Annotated in this window: 13 protein-coding genes and 2 pseudogenes; 11 read left to right on the top strand and 4 right to left on the bottom strand. The window is 60.3% G+C overall.

What is annotated here, in order from left to right:
• Positions 1-2 precede the first annotated feature (2 nt).
• Entirely contained in the window at positions 3-296 is a 294-nt protein-coding gene (locus KW062_RS16580) for a type II toxin-antitoxin system RelE/ParE family toxin (protein ID WP_027618164.1), read from the bottom strand.
• A 220-nt stretch (positions 297-516) separates the two neighbouring features.
• Between KW062_RS16580 and KW062_RS16575 the strand changes: the two genes are divergently transcribed.
• The gene (locus KW062_RS16575) at positions 517-1,248 is read left to right on the top strand and encodes a DUF2268 domain-containing putative Zn-dependent protease (RefSeq protein ID WP_256350797.1); all 732 of its coding nucleotides are present in this window, start codon (positions 517-519) and stop codon (positions 1,246-1,248) included.
• A gap of 175 nt (positions 1,249-1,423) precedes the next feature.
• Positions 1,424-3,703: a catalase/peroxidase HPI gene (katG, locus tag KW062_RS16570; protein ID WP_027618166.1), complete on the top strand. Its 2,280-nt coding sequence runs from the start codon at positions 1,424-1,426 to the stop codon at positions 3,701-3,703.
• On the opposite strand, the pseudogene KW062_RS28950 reads toward katG, so the two are convergent.
• Positions 3,686-3,913, bottom strand: a pseudogene (locus tag KW062_RS28950) (site-specific integrase); the annotation flags it as partial. The gene katG and the pseudogene KW062_RS28950 overlap by 18 nt on opposite strands.
• 459 nt (positions 3,914-4,372) lie before the next feature.
• On the opposite strand from KW062_RS28950, the gene KW062_RS16565 reads away from it, so the two are divergent.
• Complete coding sequence (locus tag KW062_RS16565; RefSeq protein ID WP_105755504.1) at positions 4,373-4,732, top strand: hypothetical protein; 360 nt, start codon at positions 4,373-4,375, stop codon at positions 4,730-4,732.
• A 364-nt stretch (positions 4,733-5,096) separates the two neighbouring features.
• On the opposite strand, the gene KW062_RS29290 is transcribed toward KW062_RS16565, so the two are convergent.
• A complete protein-coding gene (locus KW062_RS29290) occupies positions 5,097-5,819 on the bottom strand; it encodes a type II toxin-antitoxin system HicB family antitoxin (RefSeq protein ID WP_327192048.1) in 723 nt (240 codons plus the stop codon).
• 36 nt (positions 5,820-5,855) lie between these two features.
• Here KW062_RS29290 and KW062_RS16555 point away from each other — a divergent pair.
• The 5 genes and pseudogenes from KW062_RS16555 to KW062_RS16535 all read left to right on the top strand — a co-directional run.
• A pseudogene (locus KW062_RS16555) lies at positions 5,856-6,107 on the top strand (tyrosine-type recombinase/integrase); the annotation flags it as partial.
• A gap of 206 nt (positions 6,108-6,313) precedes the next feature.
• Positions 6,314-7,696, top strand: a complete 1,383-nt coding sequence (locus tag KW062_RS16550) for a DUF1254 domain-containing protein (RefSeq protein ID WP_256350796.1) — start codon at positions 6,314-6,316, stop codon at positions 7,694-7,696.
• A 178-nt stretch (positions 7,697-7,874) separates the two neighbouring features.
• Positions 7,875-8,393 carry a 2,4'-dihydroxyacetophenone dioxygenase family protein gene (locus tag KW062_RS16545; protein ID WP_105755507.1) on the top strand — a complete coding sequence of 173 codons (519 nt, stop codon included), beginning with the start codon at positions 7,875-7,877 and terminating at the stop codon, positions 8,391-8,393.
• A gap of 58 nt (positions 8,394-8,451) precedes the next feature.
• Positions 8,452-9,474, top strand: coding sequence for an NAD-dependent epimerase/dehydratase family protein (locus KW062_RS16540; protein ID WP_218277063.1), 1,023 nt, complete (start codon positions 8,452-8,454; stop codon positions 9,472-9,474).
• 50 nt (positions 9,475-9,524) lie between these two features.
• Positions 9,525-10,604 carry a zinc-binding dehydrogenase gene (locus KW062_RS16535; protein ID WP_105755509.1) on the top strand — a complete coding sequence of 360 codons (1,080 nt, stop codon included), beginning with the start codon at positions 9,525-9,527 and terminating at the stop codon, positions 10,602-10,604.
• On the opposite strand, the gene KW062_RS16530 is transcribed toward KW062_RS16535, so the two are convergent.
• On the bottom strand, positions 10,595-11,647 hold the full coding sequence (locus tag KW062_RS16530) for an AraC family transcriptional regulator (RefSeq protein WP_105755510.1): 1,053 nt from the start codon (positions 11,645-11,647) through the stop codon (positions 10,595-10,597). The genes KW062_RS16535 and KW062_RS16530 overlap by 10 nt on opposite strands.
• Positions 11,648-11,910: 263 nt before the next feature.
• Between KW062_RS16530 and KW062_RS16525 the strand changes: the two genes are divergently transcribed.
• The 3 genes from KW062_RS16525 to KW062_RS16515 all read left to right on the top strand — a co-directional run bounded on the left by KW062_RS16525 (position 11,911) and on the right by KW062_RS16515 (position 16,193).
• Positions 11,911-13,785, top strand: coding sequence for a DUF1302 domain-containing protein (locus KW062_RS16525; protein ID WP_105755511.1), 1,875 nt, complete (start codon positions 11,911-11,913; stop codon positions 13,783-13,785).
• Positions 13,786-13,808: 23 nt separating this feature from the next.
• A complete protein-coding gene (locus KW062_RS16520) occupies positions 13,809-15,164 on the top strand; it encodes a DUF1329 domain-containing protein (protein ID WP_105755512.1) in 1,356 nt (451 codons plus the stop codon).
• Between the two features lie 72 nt (positions 15,165-15,236).
• The gene (locus KW062_RS16515) at positions 15,237-16,193 is read left to right on the top strand and encodes a WD40/YVTN/BNR-like repeat-containing protein (protein WP_105755513.1); all 957 of its coding nucleotides are present in this window, start codon (positions 15,237-15,239) and stop codon (positions 16,191-16,193) included.
• Positions 16,194-16,196: the final 3 nt, after the last annotated feature.

Raw genomic sequence — 16,196 nt, 5'->3', positions numbered from 1 at the left:
TTTCAAAACTCCCTTGCCAGTTTTCTGGCCAGTTGGATGTCGGTCTGTTGTGAGGACTTGTCACCACCGGCCAACAGGACGATGACGACTCGATTGCGTACGATGAAATACACCCGGTAGCCCGCACCTGTGTCCACGCGCATCTCAGATACGCCTTCCCCAACGGATTTTGTATCGCCCAGGTTGCCGGTATGGGCACGGTCTATTCGCCGGCCGATGGCGATCCTGGCGCGCAGGTCGCGGAGTGAGTGGTGCCAGTCAGCGAAGGTATGGGTTTGCTGGATTTCGTAAGTCACAGGCCCTCAATGTATCCACTTGGATACTGTTTGGCAAGAGGCAAAAAACACAGGCAGGGGCGGTGAGGATGAGCAGTCTGAGGAGCTGCTACAACTGAGCGTCACAGGGGATTTGTCAGTAGCTATTGCCGTTGCGTACAGCTCTGTCGGACGTAGCTGATAGTGCCTGTAGGAGGCACCATGCTATAAAACCCGTTCGATCCAACAAGGAGGTAATCCAATGGCGCAGACTCTGCCGCCGTCCGCTTCACCTGTACGCGACGATGCTGGCGAAGTCGGCATGGACGCTTGGACCCTGCACTGGCTCGAAGCCGGCGGTAGCCTGGCCGAGGTGCGCAGTGAGGTGAGCGATGCATTTGCCGCCGCTCACCAGAGCATTGCGACGCTGATTGCGCCACCGCGCCTCGATATCCTGGTCCAGTGCCTGCCCGGCGAAGCGCTGCCGGAAATGGGCCTGGTCGGCCGGGCTTACCGCAGCAGCATGTTCAGTATGACGCTCGATCCGGATAACCCGAATTTCCCCGCGAGCCTGCGTGACGGTGCGCTGCATCGGCATATCGTGCACGAGGTCCATCACTGCTTGCGCATGGGCGGGCCGGGATATGGCTGGACGCTGGGCGAGGCGCTGGTCAGCGAGGGGCTGGCCGGGCAGTTTGTCCGGCACTTGCTCGGTAGCGAGCCGGAGCCCTGGGAACAGGCCATCGCCCGCGAGCACTTACTGCACGCACCGGCTGGGCTCAAGGCGCTGGAGTCCAGCTACTACGATCACAATGCCTGGTTTTTTGGCGGCAGCGACCAGCCCAAATGGCTGGGTTACTCGCTGGGCTATCAGATGGTCGGTGACTGGTTGCAAGCGGCGGGAGATATCGATGGCCATACTTGGGTCAACGTTCCGGCCCAGGAGATCATCGCCAATGCAGTCGAACAGGGTCTGGTGGCCGATCAAGGCTGATTCGACCGCGCACCTGGAATAAGAGAATCTCTCTATTATCGGGGAATACTGCGCCTATTTGCTGTCTTCGGGACCCGGGGCTAGCCTGAATCGTGCATTGACGGCAGCCCACCCGGATCGACGTTCACAAGGCGGGCCCGCCAGCCGGATGAACCCGACCCGAGGTAAATTTGACATGGCAACTGAATCGAAATGCCCGTTCAATCACGCGGCTGGCGGTGGCACGACGAACCGCGACTGGTGGCCGAACCAACTCAATCTGCACATCCTGCACCAGCATTCCTCGCTGTCCGATCCTCTGGATCCGAACTTCGATTACGCCCAGGCCTTCAAGCAACTCGACTTCGAGGCCGTCAAGCGCGACCTCACCGCACTGATGACCGACTCCCAGGACTGGTGGCCAGCCGATTTTGGCCATTACGGGCCGCTGTTCGTGCGCATGGCCTGGCATGCCGCCGGCACCTATCGCACCGCTGACGGGCGCGGTGGAGCAGGGTCCGGCCAGCAACGGTTCGCCCCGCTTAACAGTTGGCCGGACAATGTCAGCCTCGACAAGGCGCGCCGGCTGCTGTGGCCGATCAAACAAAAGTATGGGCGCAACCTGTCCTGGGCTGACCTGATTGTGCTGACCGGTAACGTGGCGCTGGAGTCCATGGGCTTCAAGACCTTCGGCTTTTCCGGTGGTCGCGCCGATGTCTGGGAAGCTGATGAGGATGTCTATTGGGGTTCGGAGAGCAAATGGTTGGGCGGCGACAATCGCTATGGCAAGGATCAGCAGATCACCCAGCCACCCGGCGATGGTCCCCTGGTGGCCGAGCCCGCCCTGCATGGCGAGGAACAGAGTCGCACCGACCAGGGGCGTAACCTGGAAAACCCCTTGGCCGCGGTACAAATGGGCCTGATCTACGTCAACCCGGAAGGTCCTGAAGGCAATCCTGATCCAGTGGCCTCGGCCAGGGACATTCGCGAAACCTTCGCGCGCATGGCAATGAACGACGAAGAAACCGTAGCGCTGATTGCGGGTGGCCACGCTTTCGGCAAGACCCACGGCGCCGGCCCCGCCGACCATGTCGGTGCCGAGCCGGAAGCCGCCGGCCTGGAAGCCCAGGGCCTGGGCTGGAAGAGCACGTTCGGCAGCGGCAAGGGCGCCGACACCATTACCAGCGGCCTGGAAGTGACCTGGACAACCACGCCGACCCGCTGGAGCAACAACTACCTGGAAAACCTCTTCGGCTTCGAATGGGAACCGAGCAAAAGCCCCGCCGGAGCGCACCAGTGGACGGCGAAAGACGGTGCCGGCGCCGGGATCATTCCCGACGCCCATGACTCGTCCAAGCGACACAACCCAACCATGCTGACTTCGGACCTGGCCCTGCGCTTCGATCCCGTCTACGAAGAAATATCTCGACGTTTCCTGGCGAATCCAGAACAGCTGACCGATGCCTTTGGCCGCGCCTGGTTCAAGCTGATCCACCGCGACATGGGGCCGCTATCACGCTACCTCGGCCCGGAATTGCCTGATGAGGAGTTACTCTGGCAAGACCCGATCCCGGCGCTGGATCATGCGCTGGTCGATGATCAGGACATCGCCGTGCTCAAAGGCAAAATCCTCGCTTCGGGCCTGACGGTGGGGCAACTGGTGTCGACGGCCTGGGCGGCAGCTTCAACCTTCCGTGGTTCGGACAAACGCGGCGGCGCCAACGGTGGACGCCTGCGCCTGGCGCCGCAGAAGTTCTGGCAAGCCAACCAGCCCGAGCAACTGGCCAACGTGCTGGGGAAACTGGAAAACGTCCAGCGCGAGTTCAATAACAGCCAGGCCAGTGGCAAGAAAATCTCCCTGGCCGACCTGATCGTGCTCGGCGGCAGTGCCGCGATCGAGCAGGCCGCGAAAAATGCCGGCCACAACGTGACAGTGGCCTTCACGCCGGGCCGTATGGACGCCAGCCAGGAACAGACGGATGTCGAGTCGTTCGGCTTTCTGGAACCCATTGCCGACGGCTTTCGCAACTACCTCAAGGGCCGCTATCGGGTGTCGGCCGAGGCGCTGTTGATCGATAAGGCGCAGTTGCTGACCCTGACCGCCCCGCAGATGACCGTGCTGATCGGCGGTCTGCGCGTGCTTGATACCAACGTCGGGCAAACAGCCCACGGCGTCTTCACCCAGCGCCCGGGGGTGTTGAGCAACGATTTCTTCCGTAACCTGCTGGACATGAGCGTGGAATGGACACCGACCTCGGGCACCGGCGAAACCTTCGAGGCGCGAGACCGCAAGAGTGGTGCAGTGAAATGGACCGGTACCCGGGTCGACCTGGTGTTTGGCTCCAACGCGCAATTGCGCGCGCTGTCGGAGTTCTATGGCAGCGATGATGGCGAGGAAAGTTTCATCAGGGACTTTGTGGCGGCGTGGAGCAAGGTGATGAACCTGGATCGATTCGACTTAAACCGCGTCGTCTAGAGGAGATGTTGTCATAACGCTGGCATTACCGGCAAAAAGTGCCTCGGCTCGCCCTCCGGCTCCTACATCCGCGGAGGGCATCCAGCGACCATAAACCTTGGCGATCATGGTCCGGTCTTTGTGGCCAAGTTGCTTGGCTACCCACATTGGATTCTCGCCAGCGGATAGCATCATGGAGGCATAGGTGTGGCGACTCTGGTAGGGGCGCTCGCCGCCTGCCTGTCCTGTTTTCCCTGTCGGCATTCGCCGAGCCGCTGAGCGGCGCGTACCGTGCGGTATACGTCGTGGCCGAGCCGCAAGGTGTCGCGATGCAGCGACAGGAACTAACCCGGGCCATGTGGCGAACGGGCGGATCGACCGATACCAGTATTACGGCTTCCAGTTTGCGCGCATCCAGCAATCACTACGTGATGGCCTCGGCCAAGCCTTCACCTGACGGCGTAAGGTTGACGTCCGGCTGAATGCAGTTGAGTTAAATATAATAAGTCAATGGATTCATTGGGGTTCTTGTTTTTCTTTCACTGCTGAACTCTGAGTTATTGAGACTGCTTTTTAAGTGCAAAATTTTAGATACGCTTTATTCTCTGAAATATTGAGACCGCCTCACTTGTATTTTAGAAAGCTCTAACTAGTATTTCCATCTCATCAACACGGATGGAAGGAACGCAGATGAGTAATTTCAGGATTATGAGTGCAGTCACCGCCAGCTATGGTCCGCAAGTAAAACAGAAGTACCGAAGCTCAGATAATTTTCCGAACTGGAACACGCCAGAAAATGGCAAACTGAAATTTCAAGTAATTGTTCCAGATGGTTATCCTCAGCCTACCTTTGGGATTGCCGAGCAAAGAGCCGTGGCGTCGGATAAGGACTGGTACCATAATCTGTCTGACAACGTGGTTATCGATGTGACATCCGGCGATGGCGCTGCGGGGGCACATGGTCTGTATATCGGTACCACCTCTAAGCTACCTGCTGGTCTTGATCCGAATCAAAAGTACGTTGTTATAGCTTTTGTTTCGGACAGCTAACGTAGAATCATTAGTACCGCTTAGCGGCGTACAGGACAGTACTTTGAAACAAAGCCCAGCCATCGTGCTGGGCTTTTTCGTTTCAGATGTGTGGTAGAGCAGCGGTCAGCTCGTTGGGCTCATAACCCGAAGGTTGTCGGTTCGAATCCGGCCCTCGAAACCATTTACTGCAGCCAGTTCAGCCTCGCGGAAGGCCTGGACACTGAAAAGCCGGCAAGTTCAGTTACGGGAAAACACCGGCAGCCCGCGCGCCCTAATCTCACATGCTTGTGGGGTGGCGCGAGACTGGAGCGGCGAGATCGATGCAAAAGGGTGTCGACGCTGGTAAGGAGCTCGGTGTAAGCAGGGGGAATTAGCCTCGCACCTATTCGATCAATGCGATGCTTTCAACGGGTTTTCCCGTTACCGGATCCTTCATTGACGAGCGACGGAAGCGACCGGACGCGACAATCTGGTCAAGAACAGCATCTACCGCCTGCATCGTGTTTGGTTGTCGTGCGTAGCGCGAGCGTAGGATGAAATCCAGCGAATAGCGCTTGACTTTCACAAGTCCTTCCTTGGTTTTGCCGATTGGCATTTCAGTTACGGCAGCCTCGTGGAATACGTCCACCAATCGATCGATGTATAGGCCACCCATACCGCCGCCATATGGAAGATCTATCCAGCCTGGTTCGGATGGGCTAACGCGGATCGATGTTTGAAGTGCGTGAAGAGCTGCTTCCAGCTGTTCCATTTTCGAGGTATGCAGGAAGTCTACAAGGCGATCACCCTGTGCCTGGTGAACACCAAGTGCGCGGCATAAGTCTGCTTTGCGCATGCCTTGCTTCATCATCTCGTTCCAAAGAGTAATCTTCGCAACCGTGGCAGCGGGCAAATTGACGACATGTTCTCCATCTTCTGGTGGAGTTGCTTCAGGAATGGCTTCGCGATCATCTACATACATAGAGAGTGTGGTCGCTATCGCGTCATCTGCTTCGCGGATTGCGTGTGCGAGATCATCACCAAAGCTGTTCAGCTTTGGCAGGTCTCGACAGAAGACAGCAACGCCGTTGGTATCTTGCTCAAAACGAATTGCGTAGTCGTACATGGTCACTCCTTAAAGATGATCGTCCAGCATTCAGACGTGGTCACCAGACAATACGCTCGAGTAGTCAAAGCGTGGGTGACAGCCATTGGCCTAGACCCTGCCATGTACGGTACTCACACGCTACGAAAAACCAAGGCATCGCTGATCTATCGCAGGACGAAGAATCTGAGAGCTGTCCAACTTCTGCTTGGTCATACGAAGCTTGAAAGCACCGTCAGATACCTGGGAATCGAGGTCGATGCTAGACCGTCGCTATCCGACCCAAAGCGGACGGTCGTTAATGACTGACATTGACACTTCAAATGCAGGTTGTTTGAGAAGGTCGCCCCACAAAGGGCGTTGGTCTACCGTTTGACTATAGTGTTCACCTCTGACTTGCCAATCAGGGACCAACAGCGGGAGTACAAAGGATGCACAGGATCAGAAACATCACCATCAACCTCCTGTCCATTGCGGTGCTGGGCAGCTCCCAGGTCGTTCTTGCCCAGGACGGCATGGAAACCCAGGGCGGCCAACCGCCTCCCGGGTCGCGCAGTTCCATTCAGGACTTCGACTACCAGATCAAATACCAGCGCGCATTCGAAGCCGTGCTGTGGAACATGCCGGCGATCGCCATCTACAGTTTCAGGCGCGCAGCCTTTGACAACCTGGGGGTCAAGGACAACGACATCATTGCCTACTCGGCGCCGGCGACGCCGAAACTGGAGGCCATCACTGCCAATAGCAGCACGCCTTACATCACGGCATTCACCGACCTGCAAAAAGACCCGGTTGTCCTGGAGTTACCCGCCGCCAGCGAGGAGGGCAGCGTATACGGGCAGGTGGTGGATGCGTGGCAGCTCACAATCGCCGACGTTGGCCCGTCGGGTCTGGACAAGGGCAAGGGCGGGAAATTGCTGTTTACGCCGCCGGGTTATACCGGCGATGTCCCTGCTGGCTACATTCACGTTCCTTCCCCCAATTATCGAATCGCCCTCGCTTTCCGCTCTGTGCGCGCGCCCGGCAAGAGCGCCGCTGACGCTTATCAGTATGCAAAGAAACTGCGCATGTATTACCTGGCAGAAGCGGGCAATCCCCCGCAGCAGCGCTTCATAGACCCGATCGACAAGGTGTACCCGACGCTGCCCTTCTATGACGAGCGGCACTTCGCCGATATGCATGCGGTGATCAGCACTGAACCGGCGCGCCCACAGGACAAGGTAATGCTCGGGATGCTGCGGTCACTGGGCATTGAGAAAGGCAAGCCGTTTGCCCCGGATGAAGTGACAAAAAAAGCCATGCGCCAGGCCGCAATAGACGCCTGGTTCTACCTGCAACACTGGTTCGATAACATGCCCAAAGACAAGTTCTATTGGCCCGATCGCCACTATGCCTCGCTGTTGATGACCGATGGAAACAAGCGTTTCTCTTTTGAATACGCTGACAGCATTGACCTGATCGGGCGGGCGGCGGAGTACTTCTGGTGTACCTATATGCCCAAGGAATTGAGCGATTCACCGGCCACCCAATACCTGATGGCCATGGCGGATAAAAACGGCAAGCCGCTCGAAGCCGGCCAGAACTACAAGATCGATGTACCGGCAAAGATGCCGGTCAAGCAGTTCTGGGCATTGACCGTTTATAACCGTGACACCATGTCGTTCATCTACAGCGATACCAATCGCACGACGCTGTCCTCGTACGATCTGGATGCAATGAAGAAAAATGCCGACGGTAGCGTCACGATTTACATCGGTCCCAAACCGCCAGAAGGATTGCAAAGCAACTGGATTCCAACGGCCGGCAAGCGACCGTTACCGGCCATGCGTTTTTATGGCGGCACTGAGGCACTCAACGACAAGAGCTTCAAACTGCCGGATGTCGAAAGGGTTGAGTGAGCTGCGCGCTCAACGTACGTCGGTCGCGGCGGGTAAATTGCCCATCGCGACGGCGTCCCTGCTGGCGGCAAATGCCAAACCCCTGACGGCAAATGACAATTCTTTGGCCAGCAACAATCGCAATATGGCGTTGACGTAATAACCGTTACCCGTCATTGCCTGCCAAAGGAAAACAATAATGCCAATGCCCGTACCGTTCTTCGATCACAAGGAACTGCTGACCCTCAATACCAACGAGATGCCGATCTACAAAGATGCCATGGCACCTTATTTTCCCGGCGTTGATGTGCAACCGCTCTACCTGGACCCGAACCTGGGCATCTGGACGTTGCGGGTGATCTTCCAGCCCGGTGTGCGCCTGCCTTGCCATTACCACACCGGCCCTGTTCATCTGTTCACGATGTCGGGCCGCTGGCACTACGTCGAGTACCCGGATCAGCCGCAGACAGCGGGCTGCTACCTCTATGAGCCGGGCGGCTCGATCCATACCTTCATGGTTCCCGAAGACAACACCGAGCCCACCGACACCTTCATGGTGGTCTATGGCGCCAACATCAACTTCGACCAGGACGGCAACTTCGTGAACGTCATGGACGCCACGGACATCATGCAAATCATCGATCGCCTGGTGAAGGAACGCGGCCTGGAGCCTGCCAGGTACATCCGTCCCGGCAGCGCCGGTTACACCGTCGGCTGAGTACTCGCGGCGGGCGCCACGGCGCCCGTCAATCCGGTCAATTTTTGGAGAGTGCTCAATGAGCCATCCTGCCATGCCAACCGGCATCGAAGGGCAGACGCCTGACGTGCCGCGTTCGGTGTTCATTACAGGTGCTAGCGGTTTTATCGGCCAGGCCCTGGCCCGTCGTTATCGTGCGCTGGGGGTCGAGGTTCGCGGCATGGACCTGCGGGCCGATGCGGCCAACGGCGTAGTCGCCGGCGATCTGACCCGCCCGCAGGAATGGGCCGGCCATGCCCACGGCTGCGAGTTGTTCATCAACACCGCGGCCGTGGTGTCCCTGGCGGCACCCTGGAAACAGTACCGCGAGGTGTCCGTTCGCGGTGTGCGCAATTGCCTGGACGTGGCGATCCAAAGCGGTGCCCGGCGCTTCGTGCAGTTTTCCTCCATCGCTGCCCTCGGCTGGGAATATCCCGAGCAGGCAGACGAGCGCACTGACGTGGTCATCGGTGATCACTATCGCTACGGCGTTGCCAAGGGCGCGAGTGAGCATGTGGTGCTGGCGGCTCATGCAGCGGGTGAAATCGACTGCACCATCGTCCGTCCGGGCGACGTCTACGGCCCGGGCTCCCGGGCCTGGCTCAGCGAGCCGCTGAAGATGGCCAAGGCCGGCGCGCTGATCCTGCCCAATGGCGGCGAGGGGCGCTGGACGCCGGTGTACATCGAGGACCTGCTCGACGGCGTGATGCTGGCGGCCGGATTGCCTCAGGCGATCGGGCAGATTTTCCACGTCAGCGCGAGCGAGTCGGTCAGCTGTCGCGAGTTTTTCAGCCATCACTGGCACTGGGCCGGACGCAGCGGTGCGCCGCGCAGCCTGCCGCTGGGAGTGGCGGTGGCGCTGACGTGGGCGATCTGGAACGTCAATCGCCTGATACGCCGTCACGACGAAGTGACGCCCGACACCATGTACATGTTTTCGCGCACAGGCGGCATTTCGATCGACAAGGCCCGGCGCCTGCTCGGCTATGCGCCGAAGGTGAGCCTGGAGGAGGGCTTGCGGCGCTCCGAGGCGTGGCTTCGCGAAGTCGGTCAACTGAGCTGATGCGAGCGGGCCGCCGGGTCCCGGCGGCCCAACCTGACAGGGAGAATTCCATGAAAGCTGTTGTCATGCGCGACAAGCAATTGCTGGTCGATTCCATCGCTGCGCCCACGCCGGGGCCGGGCGAGGTGCTGGTCAAGACGCTCGCCTGCGGGATCTGTGGCTCGGACCTGCACATGTTCCATCACTGCGAGCATGTATTGGCCAACTTCAAGCGCGGCCACATTCCGATTGCCTTTGATGACCGCGAGGACGTGGTCTTCGGCCACGAATACTGTGCCGAGATCCTCGATCACGGCCCGGGCAGCGACAAGACGCTCAAGGTGGGGACGCGGGTGTGTTCGCTGCCCTTCGTGATCACGCCGCAGCATTTCCACCACATCGGTTATTCCAATCGTTATCCGGGTGGTTACGGCGAGCAGATGGTGCTGGCCGAACAGATGTTGATGCCGGTGCCCGGCGATCTGCCGCCGGACGTTGCAGCGCTGACCGAGCCCTTGACCGTGGCCGCCCACGCCGTAAACCGCGCCCGCCTTGAGGGCAACGAAGTGCCGGTGGTCATCGGGTGCGGGCCTATCGGCCTGGCCCTGATCGCGGTACTGAAATCCCGTGGTATTGGCCCGGTGGTGGCGTCGGACTTTTCTGCCGGGCGCCGTGCGCTGGCGGAAAAAATGGGCGCCGATGTGGTGGTCAATCCAGCCGAGCAGTCGCCTTACCAGTCCTGGCTGCAAGTGGCGGCGCCGGTCGGCTACGACATCAACGGCCCGATGGCGCTGCTGGGTCTCGGCCCGCAGCCAAGGCCGTGCGTAGTCTTCGAATGCGTGGGCATTCCCGGGCTGATCCAGCAGGTGCTGCAGAATGCGCCGCCGCGCTCGCGCCTGATTGTGGTCGGGGTGTGCATGGAGAGCGACCGGATCGAGCCGCTGATGGGCATCAGCAAGGAAATGAACGTGCATTTTTCCTTCGGCTACACCGGTGAAGAGTTCGCCCACACCCTGCATGCCCTGGCCGACGGCAAGCTCGACGGCGCGCCGATGATTACCGGTCGCGTGTCGCTGGACCAGGTGGCCGGTGCCTTCACCGACCTGACCCAGCCCGACGAGCACGCGAAAATCATCATCACCTACGACTGAGTTTTTATCGCCCTGAACTGCGTGCCGGCCTGCGGGTCGGCGCGCAATTGGGTACGGCGTACCCTCGGCGGCACACCGTACCAGCGCTTGCAGGCGCGATTGAACGAACTCTGCTCGGCATAGCCCAGCAGGCCGGCAATCTGGGCCATGGGCATGTTCGCCTCGGCCAGATACAGCTCGGCCAACTCCCGGCGCGCCAGCTCGACCATGTCTTCGAACACCAGTTCGCTTTCGGCCAGACGCCGTTGCAGCGAGCGTTCACGCAGGCCAAGTTGTTCGGCGATCAGCGGCAAGGCGCAGCGCTGGGTGGGCAACAGGCGGCGGATCGAGGCCTCGACCTGGCTGCCGATTTCCAGTGGGTTGGCGACATCCATGTTGCTGACGTAATCCATCATGGTGTCGTGCAACTGAATGTTGTGCTGGTCGATCGGCTTGCTCAGGCAATCCGGCATAAGCACCAGGGCATTGTGCGCCTGGCCGAAATAAGTGCGGGCACCAAAGAAGCGCTGGTAACGACTCTGCGGCAATCGTGCCTCGGTGCGCGATAGCACCGAATGCGGACGGAAACCCGGCCCGTAGAGCATCTGCAAGGTTTTGAACATCACCCCCAGCGTCAGCTCGATGATCTGGCGTTGGCGCGGAGCAGGGCGCAGACGCAACTCATAAATCAGGTACGGATGCGTGGCGTCGATCTCGGTGTCCAGGCTCACCTGCACGCCAGGGCTATAGGTGTGCAGGTAGCGGGTAACCTCCGACAGCGCTTCGCCGAGGTTGCGCGCATTTTGCGCGATCACCGCCAGCGGACCGAGGATGGTGATGCTTTGTCGCTCGGCCAGACGCAGGCCGAAGTCAGTGCATTGCAACTGTTCGGCACTCAGTTCGAGCAGGTTGATCATCGCCCGGTACGGAATCACCGCCGAGCCATTGTCGAGCAGCCTGGGTTCGATCTGCATTTGGCGCAGCAGGTCCTCGGGATTACCGCCCAGTTCCCGTACAAGCTCGGGAAACCCGGTCAGGGAGGTGGTTTTGATCAAGGCAGTCATGGTCGAGGCTTCTGGCTCTTATTCTATGAAGCGGGCGCCTTGCCGGGTCATGTTCGATCCCGCAAGGCGAGCAGTGTCATCGTCTCTGCATTTTCCACCGACGAACAGGTCAATTCGATCGGTGACGGCAAATGACAAACTTCTGACGTGAAATGACAAAGGATATTTTGCCCCCCCTCTGCATGCTTGCGCAAACAAACAAGAACGCTCAGCCAAGGGGTCAAGACTGACTCCGCACGGTAAGGGCGATGGCGGAGGTCTGCATGCACAACAGGAATTACAACGTTCATACCCTGGTCAAACCCCTGGCCGTGGCCATTTCCCTGGCGTCTGCGGGCGCGGCGCAAGCACTGCCATTCCAGCTGGAAAACGGCTGGGAAGGGGAGTGGAACACCACGCTGTCGGTGGGTTCGCAATGGCGTGCCGAGGATCAGGACCACGATCTCTACAGCGCGGCCAACGGCGCCTTGCTCGGCAAGTCCGGCGGCAACGGCGGGTCGGTAGACGCCGGCAACCTCAACTACGACAAGGGCGACCGCGTCTCGACCATCGCCAAGTTCGTCACCGACCTGTCACTGCGCAATGGCGACATGGGCGGCCTGGTCCGGGTCAAGGGCTGGTATGACGAGGCGCTGAAAGACGAGGACGTCAATTTCGGCAGTGCCTCCAACGGCTATCGCAAGAAGCCGCTGAACGACGATGGCTATGCCGACCTGCAGAAATTCAGCGGCGTCTACCTGCTCGATGCCTACGCCTACAACACCTACTACTTCGATGAGACGCCAGTCCAGGTGCGCCTCGGTCGCCAGGTGGTGAACTGGGGCGAGAGTGCCTACATCCAGGGCATCAACCAGATCAACCCGCTGGACGTACCGGCCTTGCGCCGGCCCGGAACCGAACTCAAGGAAGCCCTGATCCCGGTGTGGATGGGCTACATGAACATCGGCCTGCCGGCCGGGATTTCCATGGAGGCGTTCTACCAGCTCAAGTACGAAGCCACCGCCATCGAAGGTTGCGGACATTATTGGTCGGTCACCGAGAGCGCCATTGGCCAGGACTTTGGCGATTGCCAACTGGGCACCTTCCTCGGTGGCACCAATCCATCGTCGCCGACCAAGATTGCCGCCGGCGCCTACCTGCCGGAGATCAAGGGCAAGGAGCCCCACGACAGCGGCCAGTGGGGCGTGGCGTTCCGCTTCCCGCTGGATGCCCTCGACGGCGAGTTGGGCCTGTACTACCTCAACTATCACTCGCGCACGCCGTACCTGGGCTTGCGCAGCACCGGTAGCGCAGCGCTGACGGAGTTTCCCAACGCCGGGACACCGGGAGCGGTGGCACGCAACGCCCAGGGCCAGTTCGTCGGGCCCAGTTGGGAATACCCGGAAGACATTCGCCTGTACGGCCTGAGCTTCACCACCACTCTGGGCGGATGGTCGATCGGCTCGGAACTGAGCTACTCGCCTAACCAGCCGGCGCAGATCAATGGCGGCGATTTGCTCAACGGCGCCCTGGCCGGTGTCGGCCCGGCGGCCGACCTGCTGCAGCTGGTCAAAGTGCAAAGCCAGTCGTTTACCGCAGGCTGGGATCGTTATGAAAAAACCCAGTTCCAGGTCAATGGCGTGAACGTGTTCCCCAACGTGCTCAAGGCCGAGAACCTGACGGTGGTCGCTGAAGTCGGTTTCCAGTGGAACAACATTCCCCAGGATGACGATGACCGCCGCTACGGTCGTGGCTTCATCTACGGCCTGGGTTCGTCACCGACCATTCCCGCCGGTGGCAACACCTGTACCAGCCCGGTGCCTAGCCTGGTCAACTCCAGTCCGGCCGGCTGCAAGAACGATGGGTATGTCACCGACTTCGCCTGGGGTTATCGCCTGCGTGGCCAGCTTGATTACAACAACTTCCTCGGCACCAGCGTCACGGCATCGCCTTACGCCTTCGTCGGTCAGGACGTCGACGGGGTCTCGATGGACGGCCAGTTCAACGAAGGCCGGATCACCAGCGCCCTGGGCATCACCTTCGATTACAACAAGCAGCACAAGCTCGATTTCAGCTACGTGAGTTTCGACAACAGCGCCGAATACGACCCACTGCACGACCGCGATTTCTACTCCGCCAATTACAGCTACAGCTTCTGACAGAACAATAAGAGGTAAGTCCGATGAACACGATTCTTCATGCCGCGCGCCTGGGCGGCATGGCGTCTGCCTTGCTGCTCGCCCTGAGCAGCCCGGCACATGCCCAGATCACTGCCGATCAAGCCGCCCGCCTGGGCAAGGACCTGACGCCGCTGGGTGGCGAGATGGCCGGCAATGCCGACGGTTCCATTCCCGCGTACACCGGCGGCCTGGCACAACCCCCGGCCGGTTGGAGCCCTGATCAGGGCTACATCGATCCGTTCGCCAGCGAGAAACCGCTGTTCACCATCACGGCCGCGAACATGGCGCAGTACAAGGACAAGATCACCCCGGGCATGCAGGCGTTGCTGGCCAAGTACCCGAGCTATTCGATTCCCGTCTACCCGACGCATCGTACCGCCATGGTGCCGGCAGCGGTCGCCGACAAGGTCAAACAGCAAGCGGTGCACGTCGAGCTCAACGGCTTTGGCGTGAATAACCTGAACGGTTCGACCACGCCTTTCCCGATTCCGAAAAATGGCCTGGAAGCGATCTGGAACCATAACGTGCGCTACCTCGGCGGTGGCTTGCAGCGCACCTATGCGTCCTTCCCGGTGCGCGGCGGGGGTGACTACTACGCCTTGCGCATCGAGGAAAACCGCGTCTTCGACACCAACATGGACAAACAGTCGGACAACCGCCTGCTCAACTACTCGGCGCGCTTTATCTCCCCGGCCACCCTGGCCGGCACCGTGCAACTGGTGCAGGAGCCGATCGACCAGGTCAAGGAAGTGCGTTCGGCGTGGATCTACAACGTCGGCCAGCGCCGCGTGCGCCGTGCCCCGGACCTCGCCTACGACAACGTCAACGACGGCACCGAAGGCCTGCGGGTGACCGATGACTTCGACGGCTATAACGGCGCGCCGGACCGTTACGAGTGGAAATTGCTGGGCAAGCGCGAAATGTATGTGCCCTACAACGACTACAAGCTCGGTTCCAAGCAGGTCAAGTACAAGGACATCCTCACCGCCAATACCCCCAACACCGACTTGATGCGCTATGAACTGCACCGCGTCTGGGTGGTGGAAGGGACGCTGCGCCCGGACGCCAAGCATGTCTACGGCAAGCGCGTGATGTACCTCGACGAGGATTCCTGGACCGTGCTGGCCAGCGATGCCTACGACACCCGTGGCACCTTGTGGCGTGTTGGCGTGCATCCGCTGATCCAGTATTACGACGCGCAAGTGCCGTGGTACCGCGCCAACATCTGGCATGACCTGAGCAACGGCGGTTACTACCTAGCGGGTCTGGCCAACGAAGAGCAGCAACCGTGGAAATTCGGGATCAAAGGGCGCTTCGTCGACTTCCAGCCCGATGCATTGCGTCGCATGGGCAAGTGATCGAACCGCGTTTTTCTTGAACCCCGCTGCGAACCGCCCTCTGGCGGTTCGCAGGCACACCGGAATACTTTTATGTCCTTACGCCACCTGGAACTGCTGGCGGGCGTCGGCCTGTGCCTGCTCGCCACTTCACTGCGCGCCGAACCGCCCAAACTCGACTATCAGATCAGTGCCAATCACGTGTTCCTGCTCAACATCGCCGACAGCGGCGAGCATCTGGTCGCCGTCGGCGAGCGCGGGGTGGTGATGATTGCCGATGAGCGCTCGCGGGAGTGGCGCTCGGTGCGCTCGGACACCACGCGAACCCTTTCCGGCGTGGCGTTTGCCAGTGCCGATATCGGCGTCGCCGTCGGCCACGGCGGCACACTGATCCGCACTGAAGATGGCGGCAGCCACTGGACGTCAGTCGAGACCGAGGCCAACGGTGACTCCTTGCTCGGCGTCGCGGCGCTGGGGGAAGGGCGCATGGCCGCCTGGGGCGCGTTCGGCCTGTACCTGCTGTCGAAGGACAACGGCGCCAGCTGGGAGCGCCTACCGGTGCTGGATAACGATTTCGACCGGCACATTTCCCAGGTCACGGTACTGGCGGGCGGCGATTGCCTGATGGTCGGCGAGAGCGGCACGCTGGCTCGCTCCCGGGACCACGGCGAAACCTGGCAGGCCCTGCAAAGCCCTTACGCCGGCAGCCTGTTCGGCGCCCTGCAACTGCACAACGGCGACCTGCTGGTCTACGGCATGCGCGGCAACCTGTGGCTGTCCAGCGATGACGGCCAGACCTGGACCAAACGCGACACCGCCACCACTTTCGCCTTCAACGGCGCGGTGCAGCTCAAATCCGGACGTGTCCTGGTCTTCGGCAACAGCGGCCTGCTGTTGGCCAGCGACGACCAGGGACGCAGCTTCAAGCCCCAGCCATCCACCCACACTAGCCTGGCCAAGGCGCTGCAACTGGCCGACGGCCAACTGCTCACGGTCGGCGACCGGGGTGTCACGCCGCTCGGCGCGAACGTGACCGAGCGTCAGGAGTAAGTC

Origin of the sequence: Pseudomonas fluorescens (assembly GCF_019212185.1) — a bacterium.
Taxonomy (GTDB): Bacteria; Pseudomonadota; Gammaproteobacteria; order Pseudomonadales; family Pseudomonadaceae; genus Aquipseudomonas.
Note: the sequence above shows the minus strand (reverse complement) of the source record. Positions and strands in the feature narration are given on the sequence as shown.